The following is a 16,506-nucleotide window of genomic DNA, read 5'->3' on the forward strand; positions in this document are numbered from 1 at the left end:
TCCCCACGCAAAAAAGCCGGCCCTGCGCCGGTTTTTTTATGGCTCAAGAAGAGAGAAGCGGTATGAGCGCTATCCTGACGGATGAGGTCATTGACGGCCTGAAAGACTCCCCGGCGCACTGGGATGACGCGCAGTTGACCCGTGATGTGCTGAAGCAGAAGCTGGAGACCTTTAACGCCTTTCTGTCGACGGCGTTTGACGCGGGCGAATCCGCCGCGGCGCTGATCGACGCCCGGACGCTGTTTATCGACCGCCTGCTGCGCCGCCTGTGGCGCTTTTACGGCTTTGACGACATGCCCGCTATGGCGCTGGTGGCGGTAGGCGGTTACGGCCGTGGCGAACTGCATCCGCTCTCTGACGTCGATATTCTTATCCTGAGCCGCGATCCGCTCGATGACGCCAGCGCGCAGCAGACCAGCGAACTGCTGACCCTGCTGTGGGATCTCAAACTGGAAGTGGGCCACAGCGTCCGCACGCTGGAGGAGTGTCTGCTGGAGGGGTTAGCCGATCTCACCGTCGCTACTAACCTTATCGAATCGCGCATGCTGACCGGCGACGTCGCCCTGTTTCTGGAGATGCAGAAAAACGTCTTCAGCGAAGGCTTCTGGCCGTCGGCAACGTTCTACGCCGCCAAGATCGAAGAGCAGCAAGCGCGCCATCAGCGCTACCACGGCACCAGCTATAACCTTGAGCCGGATATTAAAAGCAGCCCGGGCGGCCTGCGCGACATCCACACGCTGCAATGGGTCGCGCGTCGCCATTTCGGCGCGACCACGCTGGATGAAATGGTGGGGTTTGGTTTTCTTACCGAGGCCGAACGCAATGAACTCAACGAGTGTCAGGCGTTTCTCTGGCGCATCCGCTTCGCGCTGCATCTCACCTTAACCCGCTATGACAACCGGCTGCTGTTCGATCGACAGCTCAACGTGGCGCAGCGTCTCAACTATCAGGGCGAAGGCAACGAGCCGGTTGAACGCATGATGAAGGATTTCTTCCGCGTCACGCGCCGCATCGGCGAGCTAAACCAGATGCTGCTACAGCTGTTCGATGAGGCGATTCTGGCGCTCTCCACCACCGAAAAACCTCGTAAGCTGGACGATACGTTTCAGCTGCGCGGCAACCTGATCGACCTGCGCGACGAAACGCTGTTTGAGCGCGAGCCGCAGGCGATCTTGCGCATGTTCTATGTGATGGTGCGCAACGAGAATATTCGCGGCATCTACTCTACGACGCTGCGCCAGCTGCGCTATGCGCGGCGTCACCTCAAGCAGCCGCTGTGCCAAATCCCGGAAGCCCGGCAGATTTTTATGGCGATCCTGCGCCATCCGGGCGCGGTTAAGCGCGCCCTGCTGCCGATGCATCGTCACAGCGTGCTCTGGGCCTATACCCCGCTGTGGGGGCATATCGTCGGCCAGATGCAGTTCGATCTGTTCCATGCCTACACCGTGGATGAACACACCATCCGCGTGCTGCAAAAGCTGGAGAGCTTCGCCGATGAGGCCACGCGTCCGATGCATCCGCTGTGCGTAGAACTCTGGCCGCGCCTGCCGCAGCAGGAGCTGCTGCTGATGGCGGCGCTGCTGCATGACATCGCTAAGGGACGCAACGGCGATCACTCTATCCTGGGAGCGCAGGATGCGCTGGAGTTCGCCGAGCTGCACGGCTTAAATTCACGCGAGACGCAGCTGGTCGCCTGGCTGGTGCGTCATCACCTGCTGATGTCGGTAACGGCGCAGCGTCGCGACATTCAGGATCCCACCGTTATTCAGCAGTTCGCCGAGGTGATGCAAAACGAAAACCGGCTACGCTATCTGGTCTGCCTGACCGTGGCCGATATCTGCGCCACCAATGAAACCCTGTGGAACAGCTGGAAGCAGAGCCTGCTGCGCGAACTGTTTTTCGCCACCGAGAAGCAGCTGCGGCGCGGTATGGAGAACAGTCCGGATCTGCGCGAGCGCGTGCGGCATCACCGTTTGCAGGCGCTGGCGCTGCTGCGCATGGACAATATCGATGAAGAGCGGCTGCATCAAATCTGGAACCGCTGCCGCGCCGACTATTTCCTGCGCCATACCCCTAACCAGCTGGCCTGGCATGCGCGTCATTTAATGGAGCACGATCTGCGTCAGCCGCTGGTGCTGGTCAGCCCGCAGGCCACGCGCGGCGGCACCGAGATTTTTATCTGGAGTCCGGATCGCCCTTACCTCTTTGCCACCGTGGCGGGAGAACTGGATCGCCGCAACCTCAGCGTGCACGACGCGCAAATTTTCACCAGCCGCGACGGCATGGCGATGGATACCTTTATCGTTCTGGAGCCGGACGGCAGCCCGCTGGCTCCCGATCGCCACGCCATGATCCGCCAGGCGCTGGAGCAGGCTATCGCCCAGACCAGCTGGAACCCGCCGCGTACGCGGCGTCCGCCGGCCAGGCTGCGCCACTTCAGCGTCGAGACCGAAGTGAACTTTTTACCGACGCATACCGATCGCCGCAGCTACCTGGAGCTGGTGGCGCTCGATCAGCCCGGCCTGCTGGCGCGCGTGGGGGAAGTTTTCGCGGATATGGGCGTTTCGCTGCACGGGGCGCGCATCAGCACCATCGGTGAACGCGTCGAGGATTTGTTTATCCTCGCTAATAATGAGCGGCGCGCGCTTGATGGCGAAATGCGCAAAGCATTGCAACAACGGTTGACAGAAGCCCTTAATCCAAACGATAAAGTGTGACCGCAATCGATTCATCCATTTATTTAATGTCGGGTATGGCCCGACACGCACCAGACAGATCAGGAAAAAAATTATGCAACAGTTACAGAGCGTTATTGAAGCGGCCTTCGAGCGTCGCGCCGAGATTACCCCTACCAGCGTGGATACCGTTACCCGTGAAGCCATCAACGAGGTTATCGCGCAGCTGGACAGCGGCGCGCTGCGCGTATCAGAAAAAATCGACGGCCAGTGGGTAACGCATCAGTGGCTGAAAAAAGCGGTTCTGCTGTCGTTCCGCATTAATGACAACCAGGTCATCGACGGGGCGGAAACGCGCTTTTATGACAAAGTGCCGATGAAATTCGCCGGCTGGGACGACGCGCGTTTTAAAGCCGCGGGTTTCCGCGTGGTGCCGCCAGCGGCAGTCCGTCAGGGCGCGTTCATCGCGCGCAACACCGTTCTGATGCCGTCTTATGTGAACATCGGCGCTTATGTTGACGAAGGCACCATGGTTGATACCTGGGCGACCGTCGGCTCTTGCGCGCAGATCGGTAAAAACGTACACCTGTCCGGCGGCGTCGGCATCGGCGGCGTGCTGGAGCCGTTGCAGGCAAACCCAACCATCATCGAAGATAACTGCTTTATCGGCGCGCGCTCTGAAATCGTTGAGGGCGTGATCGTAGAAGAAGGAGCGGTCATCTCAATGGGCGTCTACATCGGCCAGAGCACCAAAATTTACGACCGCGAAACGGGCGAAGTGCACTACGGTCGCGTACCGGCAGGTTCCGTCGTGGTATCCGGCAACCTGCCGTCGAAAGATGGCAGCTACAGCCTCTACTGCGCCGTTATCGTGAAGAAAGTTGATGCGAAAACGCTAGGCAAAGTAGGCATTAACGAACTGCTGCGCACCATCGACTAATCTCTCCTGACGGGTCTCCCCGACCCGTCATCTTTTCTTTACACTTTTCACTTTCCCTACCTGATTCGCGAAACGAATTAACAGGTGCGTTTACTTTTCACCCAGGTCATAATCCGCGCCAGTTATCTCCCGTCGCGCAGTGTTCAATCCAGTTTTTGTCTACAGTTGTTTTTGTGCCATGAACACAGATGCGCGCCTCTTACTCTTTGGTGGAAAAATCGCTATGTATGACAATCTGAAAAGCTTAGGCATTAACAATCCGGATGACATTGACCGCTACAGTCTGCGTCAGGAAGCCAACAACGACATCCTGAAGATTTATTTTCGTAAAGACAAAGGCGAGTTTTTCGCTAAAAGCGTGAAGTTTAAATATCCCCGCCAGCGCAAAACCGTGGTGGCGGATAACCTCGGTCAGGGTTACAAAGAGGTGCAGGAGATCAGCCCGAACCTGCGCTATGTGATCGACGAACTGGATCAGATTTGCCAGCGCGATCAGGTGGAAGTGGATCTGAAACGCAAGATCCTGGCGGATCTGCGCCATCTGGAAAGCGTAGTGACCAATAAGATCGCTGAGATTGAGGGCGATCTGGACAAGCTGACGCGCAACAACCGCTAATCACAGCGGCCTTCAGATTGCCTTAAGCGGGCAGTCTGTGCCCACGCGGGCAATATGGATGGATCGCAAAGTCGCTCAAGGCATCCGTGCTCGCTCGTCCCGCGCGGACACGCACCTCATCCCTGAGGTGCGCCCGTTACCGGGCCAACGCGCTGCGTTGTTCAAAAACGCTCCCGGCGTTTTGTCCCTGGCGCGGGACGCTTTGCTCTTCCATCTATACTGCCCGCTTGTTCACGTCCTGAGTAGCTTATGGTCAGCCAACGCTGGCCTTTTTATCGTCTCAGCTCTGCTCATCCAGCTGCAACGCCACATAGAGCAGCAGCCGATCGTCAAACTGGCTAAGGTTCAGTCCGGTCAGCTCTGAAATGCGGTTAAGCCGATACTCCAGCGTATTACGGTGAATAAACAGCGCGCGCGCCGTGGCGCTCGGCTGCACATTATGGGTAAACCAGGCGATCAGCGTACGCCGCAGCAGCCCGTTATTATCCATGCTTTTCAGCTTCGCCAGCGGACGGGCCAGCTCATTGGCCTGCCAGCCGCCGCGCAGACTGTCGAGCAACACCGGCAATACCAGATCCTGATAAAAATAGCTGCGTAGCTCCGGCATACGCTGTTTGCCGACCATCATGGTGGTGCGCGCGGTGCGGTAAGAGCGCGCAATGCTGCCCGGACCGGTAAAAAAGTTGCCAAGGGCGATGCGCATTCTGACCTGCCCGCTCTCTTTCATACGCTGCAACAGCTGATCGACGCGTTTGCGGTGTTCGTCCTGATCGTAGCGTCCGTGCGCATTGAGCGCGGGTTTCAACACCACCATCTCAGTCAGCGACACAATGGCGATCAGGTTGTCGCGCTCCGGCGTGGTCAACAGGGTTTGTAGCTGTTGCAGCTCGGACATAGCGCTGTCAACGCCCAGCTGTCCGCTGTCCACCTCGACCACCGCCACCACGCGCGGCTGATTAAGATCGATACCCAGCCGCTGCGCCCATTCGGTGAGCTGCGGCGTCAGGGTTTCGCTGCGGATGAGGTTTAGTACCAGCTCCTCTCGCAGGCGGCTATCCTGCGCCAGCATATGCAGCAGCCTCGCCTGTTCCAGCATCATCTCCGCCGTCATGCACACCAGCTCGCCGTAATGGCGCAGCGCGGTGGGATCGCCCGTCAGGCCTATAACGCCAACGATATTGCCGTCAATACGCAGCGGCAGATTGATGCCTGGCCGCACGCCGTGCAGATGTTTCGCCACCGCCTCATCAATATCCACCACGCGGCCCTGCGACAGCACCAGCAGCGCGCCTTCGTGCAATTCGCCAATACGCTCGCGATCGCCGCTACCTATGATGCGCCCGCGCGCGTCCATCACGTTGACGTTGCTGTCAATAATCTTCATGGTGCGCGCTACGATGTCCTGCGCCAGACGCGCATCGAGATGATAAGTCGCCATCTGCTAATCCTGACAGAGAGTGGAGAGTACAGCATACGCAGGGTAGCGAGCGCAGGCATTGTGCAATTGCACAGAGCCAGAGCGAGTCGTGCGGGATTTGCGGCCACGGTCACACTCTGTGCCGCGCCCATAAAAAAGGCGGACCGAAGTCCGCCTGGCAGACAGATTGCGTTACTGCATCAGCAGATAGAGGTTGCTGTCGCCGCGCTTAACGTTAAGCGCCAGCACGGGCGGTTTGGTGTCGAGGATTTTACGCAGTTCGCCAAGATTGGCGATTTTCTGCTGGTTGACGCCGAGGATAACATCGCCTTTTTTCAGGCCGATGCGCGCAGCGGCGCTGCCCGGTTTCACGTTATCGACACGCACTCCTTTATCGCTGCCGCTGTCGTTGCTTAGATCAGCGCCTTCGATGCCGGTGTAGATGGTGGCTGACTGCACTTTATCCTGGGTGCTTTGCAGCAGCTCCACGGTCACGGTAAGCGGTTTGCCGTCGCGCAGCAGGCCAAGCTGCAATTTAGTGCCCACCGGCAGCGAGCCGACTTCGGCGCGCAGAGCGGCGAAGCTGCTCAGCGGCTTACCGTTCAGCGAGACCACCACATCGCCCGCTTTGACGCCTGCTTTCGCCGCTGCGGAGTTCGGCAATACCTGACTCACAAAGCCGCCGCGCTGCGCGTCCACCTTCATGGCTTTCGCCAGCTCGGAGTTTAGCTCCGCGCCCAGAATACCCAGCTCACCGCGTTTCACCTGACCGAACTCGACCATCTGGCCGGTGAGGTTTTTCACCATGTTGCTGGGAATGGCAAAACCGATACCGATATTGCCGCCGTCCGGCGCAAGGATAGCGGTGTTAATACCAATCAGCTCGCCGTTGAGGTTAACCAGCGCGCCGCCGGAGTTGCCGCGGTTGATCGCGGCGTCGGTCTGAATAAAGTTCTCATAATTTTCGACGTTGAGGCCGCTGCGGCCCAGCGCCGAGACGATACCGGAGGTTACGGTTTCACCCAGGCCGTAGGGGTTGCCGATAGCCACGGTATAGTCGCCCACGCGCAGGTTGTCAGAGTCGGCGATCTTAATTGCCGTCAGGTTCTTCGCATCGATCAGCTGTACCAGCGCGATGTCGGAACGCGGATCTTTACCAATGACCTTACCGTCGTAGCGGCGGCCGTCGCTGAGCTGCACCTGAATTTTGGTGGCGTTATCGACGACGTGATTGTTGGTAACGACATAGCCTTTATCCGCGTTGATAATGACGCCGGAACCCAGCGCGCGGAAGGTCTCTTTCTGCGGATTGCCGCCGCCAGCCCCGCCCTGCTGGCAAATGGGCGAATTGAGGAAAGGCGATCCCTCCTGGCAGAAAGGCGAATTATCGCCGAAGAACTGCTGAAACTGCTGCGGCAGACGCGGCGTTTTCACTGTGGTGCTGCCTTCAACGCTAATGCTGACCACCGACGGCATCACTTTTTCCAGCATTGGCGCCAGGCTCGGTAACTGCTGGCTGGTAGAGGATGCCGATTCAGCGGCGAAAACGGCGGCAGGGCTTAACGCCAGGCCAAGACTGAGCGCCAGCGCGCTTAACATTAAGGTGCTTTTTTTCATTCGTTTTGGTCTCATCCAAAGATTAACGTCAGACCCTTGCTGTGGTCAGATATGAGATTAATGTTTTAGCGCGAAGTTCCACTAAAAGTTTATGGTAAAGGTAAAAATTTATGCATGCCCTTTACAAAAGCCGCGTTATTCCACGGCCATCAGTCGTCGATACTCGTCCCACGCATAGAGATCGGTCATCCCGCTAATATAATCCTGAATCAGGCGGAAGCGATAATAACGTTCCCATAACAAACGTTGATATTTATGCTCTACGGTTAACGAACGCATTTTTTGCTGATAGGCTTTGCGATGCTTGCCTGACAGCTTATGAAACAGCCGGGTTTCGATAGGGTGCTGGCGGAGAAAGTCGTCATTAATCAGGGTGGTAAAGGATTCATAGGTTAAATCCATCAGCGGCTGATAAATCTCTAACAACCCTTTGATAACCCGGTAACCCTGTAATTCCAGCTGCTCAACCTCAGCATGGTTAAATACATGGCGACGCGCTACCGTTTTGAATATCTGTAATAAGCGCCCCTCTTCGCCGTCATCTTCTAAAAGCGCATGGTTAAAGTCGCCATTGAAAATAGCCGGTAAATTATCGACAAAGCGTTTTACAGCGTGGCTGACCAGCACGCTCTGAACGTTAACACGCAATGACATAAAGAACTGATCGCTGCGGCTACGACGCTTTTTGTTACAGGCGTCACGCCAGGCATCAACAACGGTTCGACTAAAGGCATCATTATTATTTACCGCGCCCCATGTTTTACATAAATAGTCATACAGGGCATCGATGTTAAATATATCCTTCTCGACGGCATCATCCAGGTCGGCAATGCAATAAGAAATATCGTCTGCGGCTTCCATAATATAGGTCAGCGGAAAACGATGATGCTCGGCCATATGGGTCGCTTCCCGCAGCTCGGCAATATAGTCCTGCTCGGAGAGATAGAAGCCGGGCTTTTTCATCAGGACGCTAAATTGCTCTGGCTTTTCCCCCTGCCACCAGGCCGGCGCCGTATACTTGAGGATGCAGGCCACCTGCGAGTAGCTCAGGTTAAGCTGCAACAGCGTATGCACCATGCGAATCGCCTGCGCATTGCCTTCGAAATGGCACAGGTCCTGGCGGATCATGGCGTTCAGCCGGTCAAAGTCGGCGCGCTGCTGGTCGCCTTCCACGCCAGCGACCAGCGGATCCACCAGTTCCAGCGGCAGGTACTCTTCAAACCAGTCGTTAATGGCGGCTTCGCCGAAGTGGCCAAAAGGCGGATTGCCAACGTCGTGCAGCAGGCAGGCCATTTCAACCAGGCTCTCAAACGCGCCCTCCATTTCGTCCAGTCCATACTGCGCCAGACCGCCCTGATTCTTCAGGGTTTGCAGGATTTCTTTGGCGATATAGCGCCCCGTCTGCTGCACCTCCAGCGAATGGGTCAGACGCGAACGCACCGCCGCATTACGCTCTAGCGGGAAAACCTGGGTTTTTTGCTGGAGTCGCCGGATAGCGGCCGAGTTGATGATTCGACCGCGATCGCTCTCAAAGTGGCGGGTAATATAATATTCCCCTTCCGGCTCTTTGCGCGTGTTATAAGGGCGGGTAAAACTTATCTTCTTCCTGAAATTGACCGTCGCCATCATTACCCCTTATTACTTCGTGAATCAATCCCCTGTCTGCCATGCTAGACTATGCCTCACTTTTTATGACCACTTCCACCACATTAGTGAGACTCTTCTATGAAAGCAGGCATTATTGGCGCGATGGAGCAGGAAGTTACCCTGCTGCGTGACAAAATCGAGAACCGTCAAACCCTGACGCTGGCCGGCTGCGAAATTTATACCGGCACGCTTAACGGCGTTGAGGTCGCCCTGCTGAAATCCGGTATTGGCAAAACCTCGGCGGCGCTGGGCACCACGCTGCTGCTCGAACTGTGCAAACCCGATCTGATTATCAACACCGGTTCAGCGGGCGGTCTCGCGCCGACGCTTTCCGTGGGCGATATTGTCGTCTCGGACGAAGTACGCTACCACGACGCTGACGTAACGGCCTTTGGCTACGAGCCAGGCCAGATGGCGGGTTGCCCGGCGGCCTTTACGGCCGATGCGCGACTGATTGCCGCCGCGGAAGCCTGCATCAGCGAGCTGAACCTTAACGCGGTGCGCGGTCTGGTCGTCAGCGGCGACGCCTTTATCAACGGCGCTGACCCGCTGGCGCGCATTCGCCGCACCTTCCCGCAGGCCATCGCCGTCGAGATGGAAGCCACCGCTATCGGTCATGTCTGCCATCAGTTTAAAGTCCCTTTTGTCGTGGTGCGCGCCATCTCCGACGTGGCCGATAAAGCCTCGCATCTGAGCTTTGACGAGTTTCTCAGCGTCGCGGCGCAGCAGTCGTCGCTGCTGGTAGAGAAGCTGCTGGCGCGCCTGGCGCGTGGCTAAACCCCTCTGGCTGTGCGGGCTGCTGCTGTTCTGCGGCAGCCTGTTCGCCGCCGCGCCGCGCGTCATCACTCTCGCCCCGCATCTTACCGAAATGGCCTTTGCCGCCGGCATTACCCCTGTCGCGGTCAGCGACTGGTCGGATTATCCGCCCGCCGCAAAGACGCTGGAGCAGGTGGCGAACTGGCAAGGCCTCAACGTCGAGCGCATCCTGGCGCTGAAGCCTGATGTGGTGCTGGCGTGGCGTGGCGGAAATCCACAGCGTCAGGTTGACCAGCTGCGGCAGCTCGGCGTTAACGTCGAATGGGTCGATCCCGCCACCCTGGATGGCATGGCGGATGCCGTCGCCGCATTGACCCGCTGGAGTCCGCAGCCGCAACAGGCGCTGGACGCTGCGCAGCAGCTAAAGCAGCAGGAAAAAGCGCTGCGCGCGCGCTACGCTGCGCTGCCTGCGACCCCTGTTTTTCTCCAGTTCGGCCAGCAGCCGCTGTTTACCGCCGCGCGCGATACCTTACAAAACGACATTATTACGCTGTGCGCCGGGAAAAATATTTTTGCCGACAGTCGCGTCAGCTGGCCGCAGGTCAGTCGCGAGCAGGTACTGATGCGCCATCCTCAGGCGATCGTCATCGGCGGCAGCGCCGCTCAGGCGCAGAACATTGCGCGCTTCTGGCAGCCGCAGCTGACGGTGCCGGTCATCGCCATCAATGATGACTGGCTTAGCCGCCCCGGTCCGCGTATGCTGCTGGCAGCAAAGCAGCTGTGCGCCGCCCTGCACCCGGCACAATAAACCAGCAATAAACGATTAAAGATTCAGCTGACTTTGCCGTTAATCAATACACAAGACGCTGACGCCACGTAAGCTCAGCGTCCTTTTATGTATGCGCCACGCGCATTTTTACGACACCAGGAATCACCCATGACCAGAGCGTTGCTGCTGGCCTTCGCGCTCGCGATCGTCGCGCCTTTAGCGGCTGCGTCGACCACGGGAACGATTGGCGTTCAGCTTACTATCTATTCGCGCTGTGAAATTAACAGCCAGCCGCAGCAGGCACGGCCGCAGATCGATTGCGGTCGCCGCGCCAGCGCGCAGCCGCGCGTAACGGAAAGCGTGTTGAAACAAGACGGGATTCGCAAGCAAACGGCGAAGCTGGTAACGATAGAGTGGTAAACAAAAGGCCGTCGCAAGACGGCCTTTTTATTCAGATACTGAAAGAGGAGCCGCAGCCGCAGGTGGTTTTGGCATTGGGGTTAGTCACGATAAAGCGTGAGCCTTCCAGACCCTCGGTGTAGTCCACGGAACCGCCAACCAGATACTGCAGGCTCATCGGATCGACAACCAGCGCCACGCCCTGTTTTTCAATGGTCATGTCGCCGTCATTCATTTTATCGTCAAAGGTAAAGCCGTACTGGAAGCCGCTGCAACCACCGCCGGTGATATAGACGCGCAGTTTCAGATCGGGATTTTCTTCGTCGGCAATCAGGTTTTTTACCTTGCTGGCCGCCGCATCGGTAAACTGTAACGGCAGTGCTGCAACATCATCACTCATTTCATACTCCGGTAAACGTCCAGGTCATAAAACGACCTCAATCGCCGTATTATCCGCCAGCGCGGAAGCGCAATCAAGTTTTGCCCTTCGCACTGTGTGCCTCCGGCCTTCAGCTAAGGTAAGTATAGCGCGCCGTTTCCGGCCTTTCGTCATGCCGTTGTCTTCCCGTAGAATGGCGCGAGATTTTTTATGAACCGCTGGAGCCGAATAAATGAGTAAGTCCGAAAACCTGTTTGCCGAAGCGCAACGCCTAATCCCCGGCGGCGTCAACTCGCCGGTGCGCGCGTTTACCGGCGTAGGCGGCACGCCGCTGTTCATCGAGCGCGCCGACGGCGCGTATCTGTATGACGCCGACGGCAAAGCCTATATTGATTATGTCGGTTCATGGGGACCGATGGTGCTGGGCCACAATAACGCGGAAATCCGCAACGCGGTAATTGAAGCCGCCACGCGCGGTCTGAGCTTTGGCGCGCCGACCGAAATGGAAGTGAAAATGGCGCAGCTGGTGTGCGAACTGGTGCCGAGCATGGATATGGTGCGTATGGTGAACTCCGGCACCGAAGCCACCATGAGCGCCATTCGCCTGGCGCGCGGCTTTACCGGCCGCGACAAGATCATCAAGTTCGAGGGCTGCTATCACGGCCACGCCGACTGCCTGCTGGTAAAAGCCGGCTCAGGCGCGCTGACGCTGGGTCAGCCCAACTCGCCTGGCGTACCGGCCGACTTTGCCCGCCATACCCTGACCTGCACCTATAACGATCTCGATTCGGTGCGCACCGCGTTTGAACAGTATCCCGAGGCGATCGCCTGTATCATCGTCGAGCCGGTAGCGGGCAACATGAACTGCATTCCGCCGCAGCCGGACTTTCTGCCGGGCCTGCGCGCGCTGTGTGACGAGTTTGGCGCGCTGCTGATTATTGATGAGGTGATGACCGGTTTCCGCGTGGCGCTGGGCGGCGCGCAGGAGTATTACAATGTGAAGCCGGATCTGACCTGCCTGGGCAAAATCATCGGCGGCGGAATGCCGGTCGGCGCCTTTGGCGGACGCCGCGAGGTAATGGAGGCGCTGGCCCCGACCGGTCCGGTGTACCAGGCGGGCACCCTTTCCGGCAACCCGATTGCTATGGCGGCGGGCTTCGCCTGCCTGACGCAGATTGCGCAGCCGGGCACGCACCAGACGCTGACCGAACGCACCACGCAGCTGGCTCAGGGTCTGCTGGCGGCGGCGCAGGCGGAGAATATTCCGCTGGTGATCAACCACGTCGGCGGTATGTTCGGTATTTTCTTCACCGAAGCTGACAGCGTGACCTGCTACGCCGACGTGACAAAGTGCGACGTTGAGCGCTTTAAGCGCTTCTTCCACCTGATGCTGGAAGAAGGCGTCTACCTCGCGCCTTCCGCCTTCGAGGCGGGCTTTATGTCGCTGGCGCACAGCGCCGAGGACATCGAGCGCACCGTCGACGCCGCGCGTCGCTGTTTTGCGAAGCTGTAAACCCGTGATTCACTCAGGCGGCTAACCCTGTCATCCGCGTGAGCGCGTCAGCAACAACGTCAGACCGGCATATTGCCGGTCTTTTTTTTACCGCGATCGTCTGAGCAGCCAGATAAAATAAGGCGCGCCGAGGAAGGTGGCCATCAGCCCCGCCGGCAGCTGATCGGGAAACGCCAGCATTCGCCCGCACCAGTCCGCCAGCAGCATCAGGCCGGCGCCAAGCAGCCCCGCCATCGTCAGCTGCGGCAGCGCACGGCGGAATCCCAGCATGCGCGCGATATGCGGCGCCATTAAGCCGACAAAGCTCAGCGGCCCGATGGTCAGCGTGGCGGCAGCGGTCAGTACCGCCGCCAGCAGCAGCAACGCCAGACGCGACGCGTTCAGCGCCATGCCCGCCGATCGCGCCGTGGCCGATCCCAGCGGCAGCAGCGTCAGCCAGCGGCTGGCGAGCGGAGCCAGCGCCGTCAGCAGCAGCGCCATCACCGCGCTCTGTATCGCCGCCTTTTCGCTGATGTTATAGGTAGAGCCGGAAATCCAGCTAAGCAGGCCGCCCATCCGCGGATCGCCGCTTGCCAGCAGCAGCATCAGCAGCGTCACAAAGGCGCTGTTCAGCGCCATGCCCGCCAGCAGCATTCGCTCCGGCGAAAAGCCGCCGCGGCTCGCCACCAGCATAATCACCAGCAGCGTGCCCGCCGCGCCCAGCGCCCCCGCCGGCAGCAAAAAAGCCAGCGCGTCGCCCGGCACGAAAAACAGCATCACCACCACGCCGAAGGCGGCGCCGGAGCTGATGCCGAGCACTTCCGGGCTGGCCATCGGATTGCCGGTCAGACGCTGGATCAGACAGCCCGCGACGCCGAGCATCAGCCCGACCGCCAGCGCCGCCAGCAGGCGCGGCGCTCGCCACGGCAGTAGCTGGCGCAGCATCTCGCCGCTCGCCCAGCTCCAGCTATGGGCATCGCGACCAAACGCCAGCGCGCATCCGGCCAGCAGCGCCAGCAGCAGCAGGCCGAGCAGCAGCCAGCGCCGCACGGCGCGACGCTCGCCTGGCACGTTATCGCCCATATCGAGCGCAGGCGGCACCGAACCGGTACGCAGGCGCGGCAGCAGCCACAGCAGCAGCGGCACGCCCGTCAGCGCCGTCACCGTGCCGGTGGAGACTTCACGCCAGTGCGCGGTCAGCCACAGCACGCAGGCATCCGCCAGCCATAGCAGCAGCGCGCCGATCAGCGGCGCCAGCAGCATACGGCTTAGCAGGCGACGCGCGCCCAGCAGCTTCGCCAGCAGCGGCGCAAACAGCCCAATAAAGCCGATAATACCCGCCACGCTGACCAGCTGGGCGCTGAGCAGGATCGCCAGCCCCAGCGTGCCAACACGCGCCAGCGCCAGCGCCATGCCGAGATTCTTCGCTACGCCGTCATCCAGTCCCATCAGCGTCAGCGGACGCAGCAGCGCCAGCGCCAGCGCAAAGGCCAGCAGCAGACGCGGCCACAGCAGACTTACGTTCTCCCAGCCCATCTGATTCAGCGTGCCGGTACTCCACAGAAACATATTCTGTAGCTGGTCATGATTAAAAATCGCGAAGATCTGGTTGACCGCGCCGCTGTAAAGACTCAGCACCAGACCGGAGAGGATCAGCGTCACCGGCGACAGCCGTTTACCCCAGGCGACGCCAAACACCACCGCACCGACCGCCAGCGCGCCGATCAGCGCGGCCAGCTGCATGGTCGCCGCGCCACCGGGCAGCTGCCATAGCGTCGCGACGGTAATGCCGAGCTGCGCGCCGGACGAAACGCCCAGCGTAGTCGGCTCGGCCAGCGGATTGCGCAGCGCCTGCTGAAACAGCAGCCCTGCCAGCCCCAGTCCGGCGCCGACCAGCAGCGCCAGTCCAAGTCGCGGCAGCAGGCTGTAATGAAACAGCATCTGATCGATATTGTTTACATCCGGCGATAACCATGCCTGCGACCACTGTTCCACGGGCAGCGCCGCGCGCAGACTGGTCAGGCTCAGCAGCAGCGCCAGTAAAAACAGCAGGCCCAGCAGCACAGCAGGAAAATAACGATGGCGCATCAGCGCGTCTCCAGCGCGCGTTCCAGCACGCGAACAAAATGCAGCGCCGACAAGGTTGCGCCGTAGTACCACACCGCCGGCACGCGCTGAAAGCGTCCGGCACGAACAAAGGGCAGCGCCTGCCACAGCGGGCTGCGGCTGAGCTGGGCCATATCGGCGTCGTTGTCATGGTCGAAGCAGATGGCTTCCACATCGCGCAGATGCGCCAGCCGCTCAATGCCAATGACTGCGCTGCCCCAGAAGTTGGTTTCGCCCTGCCAGGCATTCGTCAGGCCGAGGTGCTGCATCACTTCCAGAAACAGGCTGTTGCTGCCAAAGGCCAGCGCATGGCGGCTGTCCATCAGCGACATCAGCAGAATCGGACGCTGCGCGTAGGGCGCGAGACGCTGGCGCGCGGCGGCCAGCTCGCGATCCAGCATCTGCAAATGCGCTTCCGCTTCGGCCTCGCGTCCAATGCGCGTCGCCAGCGCGCGCAGCGAATCACGCGCGGCGGAGAGCGGTTTACCGTCGCCGCGGTTCAGGTCAAAGCCCATGATCGGCGCGATGCGCTGGAGTTTTTCCGGCGGCGGCCCGTAGCCGTTGGAGCAGAGGATTAACGACGGCCTGAGCTGCGTCATCAGTTCCAGATTAGGTTCGGTACGCAGCCCCACGTCGATGGTGTGCGGCGGCAGCGGCGGCTCGCCGACCCAGACGTTGTAGTTGCGCGTATCGGCAACCGCCAGCGGCATGACGCCAAGCGCCAGCAGCAGTTCGGTCGGCAGCCACTCCAGCGCAATAATACGCTGCTGCCCGGAGGCCAGGGCGGCGCGCTGCGGCCAGGCGCTCAGCAGCGGCGACAGCGCCAGCGCGGCCAGCAGGCGACGACGGGTAATATCCATATTTTGTCCCTAGCAGACAAAGCTGACGGGCGCGCCGCCCTGCGGATGCGGCAGGATGCCCATTGGAATGCCGTAAATCGCCTCCAGCACCTCGGCCTGCATAATGACGTCCGGCGCGCCTTCGGCGATCATCGCGCCGCCGCGCAGCGCGACCAGGCAGTCGCAGTAGCGCGCGGCCATATTGATGTCGTGCAGTACCGCGATCACCGTCAGACCGCGCTCGCGGCTGAGGCGCTGGATCAGCGCCAGCACCTCGACCTGATGCGCAATATCCAGCGCCGAGGTCGGCTCATCCAGCAGCAGGCAACGGCTGTTCTGCGCCACCAGCATCGCCAGCCAGGCGCGCTGACGTTCGCCGCCGGACAGACTGTCTACCAGCCGCGCGGCCAGCGGTTTCAGCCCAACCTGAACGATGGCCTCCTCCACCCGCACGCGATCTTCCTGACCAAAGCGGCCCAGCGCGCCGTGCCACGGATAGCGCCCGATAGCGACCAGCTCGCGCACCGTCATGCCTTCGGCGGCCGGTAGCTGCTGCGGCAGGTAGGCCACTTCACGCGCGAACGCCTTACTGTTCCACTCTTCAACCGGTTTGCTGTTAAGCAGCACGCGCCCTTCGCTGGCGGACTGATGACGCCCCAGCATCTTTAGCAGGGTGGATTTGCCGGAACCGTTATGGCCGATAAGCGCGGTCACCTTCCCCGGCGGGAAAGTCAGCGAGAGCGGGTGCAGTAGCGTGCGGCCAGGTACATGAAAGCTAACATTGTCCAGCGTGAAAGTGGCTGCGTCGTGCGGAGGCTGCATGATCATCCCAGGTTAAACGGGCGCCGCGGCGC

Annotated in this window: 14 protein-coding genes; 7 read left to right on the forward strand and 7 right to left on the reverse strand. The window is 59.9% G+C overall.

Annotated elements, in window-relative coordinates; genetic code table 11:
- The first annotated feature begins 62 nt into the window (after positions 1-62).
- The 3 genes from glnD (at position 63) to BBB56_RS00175 (ending at position 4,231) form a co-directional block, all read left to right on the forward strand.
- A complete protein-coding gene (gene glnD, locus BBB56_RS00165; protein WP_123798513.1) occupies positions 63-2,717 on the forward strand; it encodes a bifunctional uridylyltransferase/uridylyl-removing protein GlnD in 2,655 nt (884 codons plus the stop codon).
- Positions 2,718-2,790: 73 nt separating this feature from the next.
- Positions 2,791-3,615 carry a 2,3,4,5-tetrahydropyridine-2,6-dicarboxylate N-succinyltransferase gene (gene dapD, locus BBB56_RS00170; RefSeq protein WP_123797930.1) on the forward strand — a complete coding sequence of 275 codons (825 nt, stop codon included), beginning with the start codon at positions 2,791-2,793 and terminating at the stop codon, positions 3,613-3,615.
- A 223-nt stretch (positions 3,616-3,838) separates the two neighbouring features.
- Complete coding sequence (locus BBB56_RS00175; protein ID WP_123797931.1) at positions 3,839-4,231, forward strand: DUF3461 family protein; 393 nt, start codon at positions 3,839-3,841, stop codon at positions 4,229-4,231.
- A gap of 280 nt (positions 4,232-4,511) precedes the next feature.
- Here BBB56_RS00175 and BBB56_RS00180 read toward each other — a convergent pair whose 3' ends face one another.
- The 3 genes from BBB56_RS00180 to dgt all read right to left on the reverse strand — a co-directional run bounded on the left by BBB56_RS00180 (position 4,512) and on the right by dgt (position 8,891).
- On the reverse strand, positions 4,512-5,669 hold the full coding sequence (locus BBB56_RS00180) for a CdaR family transcriptional regulator (RefSeq protein ID WP_123797932.1): 1,158 nt from the start codon (positions 5,667-5,669) through the stop codon (positions 4,512-4,514).
- Between the two features lie 171 nt (positions 5,670-5,840).
- Positions 5,841-7,265 (reverse strand): serine endoprotease DegP, encoded by a 1,425-nt coding sequence (gene degP, locus BBB56_RS00185; protein WP_123797933.1) that lies wholly within the window; start codon positions 7,263-7,265, stop codon positions 5,841-5,843.
- 135 nt (positions 7,266-7,400) lie between these two features.
- Positions 7,401-8,891, reverse strand: coding sequence for a dGTPase (dgt, locus tag BBB56_RS00190; protein ID WP_123797934.1), 1,491 nt, complete (start codon positions 8,889-8,891; stop codon positions 7,401-7,403).
- A gap of 99 nt (positions 8,892-8,990) precedes the next feature.
- Between dgt and mtnN the strand changes: the two genes are divergently transcribed.
- The 3 genes from mtnN to BBB56_RS00205 all read left to right on the forward strand — a co-directional run bounded on the left by mtnN (position 8,991) and on the right by BBB56_RS00205 (position 10,857).
- Positions 8,991-9,689: a 5'-methylthioadenosine/S-adenosylhomocysteine nucleosidase gene (gene mtnN / locus BBB56_RS00195; protein ID WP_123797935.1), complete on the forward strand. Its 699-nt coding sequence runs from the start codon at positions 8,991-8,993 to the stop codon at positions 9,687-9,689.
- Entirely contained in the window at positions 9,682-10,476 is a 795-nt protein-coding gene (gene btuF / locus BBB56_RS00200) for a vitamin B12 ABC transporter substrate-binding protein BtuF (protein WP_123797936.1), read from the forward strand. The genes mtnN and btuF overlap by 8 nt, the downstream gene beginning before the upstream one ends.
- A gap of 129 nt (positions 10,477-10,605) precedes the next feature.
- Positions 10,606-10,857 (forward strand): hypothetical protein, encoded by a 252-nt coding sequence (locus tag BBB56_RS00205; RefSeq protein ID WP_123797937.1) that lies wholly within the window; start codon positions 10,606-10,608, stop codon positions 10,855-10,857.
- A 31-nt stretch (positions 10,858-10,888) separates the two neighbouring features.
- Here the strand turns inward: BBB56_RS00205 and erpA are convergent, their stop codons facing one another.
- Positions 10,889-11,236 (reverse strand): iron-sulfur cluster insertion protein ErpA, encoded by a 348-nt coding sequence (gene erpA, locus BBB56_RS00210; RefSeq protein WP_033749565.1) that lies wholly within the window; start codon positions 11,234-11,236, stop codon positions 10,889-10,891.
- A 211-nt stretch (positions 11,237-11,447) separates the two neighbouring features.
- Here erpA and hemL point away from each other — a divergent pair, with 211 nt between their 5' ends.
- Positions 11,448-12,728, forward strand: a complete 1,281-nt coding sequence (gene hemL, locus BBB56_RS00215; RefSeq protein ID WP_123797938.1) for a glutamate-1-semialdehyde 2,1-aminomutase — start codon at positions 11,448-11,450, stop codon at positions 12,726-12,728.
- Positions 12,729-12,815: 87 nt separating this feature from the next.
- Here hemL and fhuB read toward each other — a convergent pair whose 3' ends face one another.
- Genes fhuB through fhuC form a run of 3 tightly spaced genes read right to left on the reverse strand, consistent with a single transcriptional unit; the run spans position 12,816 to position 16,474 of the window.
- Positions 12,816-14,795: a Fe(3+)-hydroxamate ABC transporter permease FhuB gene (gene fhuB / locus BBB56_RS00220; RefSeq protein WP_123797939.1), complete on the reverse strand. Its 1,980-nt coding sequence runs from the start codon at positions 14,793-14,795 to the stop codon at positions 12,816-12,818.
- Positions 14,795-15,673: a Fe(3+)-hydroxamate ABC transporter substrate-binding protein FhuD gene (gene fhuD, locus BBB56_RS00225; RefSeq protein ID WP_123797940.1), complete on the reverse strand. Its 879-nt coding sequence runs from the start codon at positions 15,671-15,673 to the stop codon at positions 14,795-14,797. Before fhuD ends, fhuB begins: the two co-directional genes overlap by 1 nt.
- 9 nt (positions 15,674-15,682) lie before the next feature.
- Positions 15,683-16,474, reverse strand: a complete 792-nt coding sequence (fhuC, locus tag BBB56_RS00230) for a Fe3+-hydroxamate ABC transporter ATP-binding protein FhuC (protein ID WP_123797941.1) — start codon at positions 16,472-16,474, stop codon at positions 15,683-15,685.
- Positions 16,475-16,506: the final 32 nt, after the last annotated feature.

Source organism: Candidatus Pantoea deserta, assembly GCF_003813865.1.
Classification (GTDB): Bacteria; Pseudomonadota; Gammaproteobacteria; order Enterobacterales; family Enterobacteriaceae; genus Pantoea; species Pantoea deserta.

What these genes read in the sequence shown, in the direction of transcription:
- fhuC (WP_123797941.1), bottom strand. Translation starts at nt 16,474, where the DNA reads ATGCAGCCTCCGCACGACGCAGCCACTTTCACGCTGGACAATGTTAGC.
- BBB56_RS00175 (WP_123797931.1), top strand. Translation starts at nt 3,839, where the DNA reads ATGTATGACAATCTGAAAAGCTTAGGCATTAACAATCCGGATGACATT.
- hemL (WP_123797938.1), top strand. Translation starts at nt 11,448, where the DNA reads ATGAGTAAGTCCGAAAACCTGTTTGCCGAAGCGCAACGCCTAATCCCC.
- mtnN (WP_123797935.1), top strand. Translation starts at nt 8,991, where the DNA reads ATGAAAGCAGGCATTATTGGCGCGATGGAGCAGGAAGTTACCCTGCTG.
- dapD (WP_123797930.1), top strand. Translation starts at nt 2,791, where the DNA reads ATGCAACAGTTACAGAGCGTTATTGAAGCGGCCTTCGAGCGTCGCGCC.
- fhuB (WP_123797939.1), bottom strand. Translation starts at nt 14,795, where the DNA reads ATGCGCCATCGTTATTTTCCTGCTGTGCTGCTGGGCCTGCTGTTTTTA.
- degP (WP_123797933.1), bottom strand. Translation starts at nt 7,265, where the DNA reads ATGAAAAAAAGCACCTTAATGTTAAGCGCGCTGGCGCTCAGTCTTGGC.
- fhuD (WP_123797940.1), bottom strand. Translation starts at nt 15,673, where the DNA reads ATGGATATTACCCGTCGTCGCCTGCTGGCCGCGCTGGCGCTGTCGCCG.
- BBB56_RS00180 (WP_123797932.1), bottom strand. Translation starts at nt 5,669, where the DNA reads ATGGCGACTTATCATCTCGATGCGCGTCTGGCGCAGGACATCGTAGCG.
- erpA (WP_033749565.1), bottom strand. Translation starts at nt 11,236, where the DNA reads ATGAGTGATGATGTTGCAGCACTGCCGTTACAGTTTACCGATGCGGCG.
- BBB56_RS00205 (WP_123797937.1), top strand. Translation starts at nt 10,606, where the DNA reads ATGACCAGAGCGTTGCTGCTGGCCTTCGCGCTCGCGATCGTCGCGCCT.
- glnD (WP_123798513.1), top strand. Translation starts at nt 63, where the DNA reads ATGAGCGCTATCCTGACGGATGAGGTCATTGACGGCCTGAAAGACTCC.
- dgt (WP_123797934.1), bottom strand. Translation starts at nt 8,891, where the DNA reads ATGGCGACGGTCAATTTCAGGAAGAAGATAAGTTTTACCCGCCCTTAT.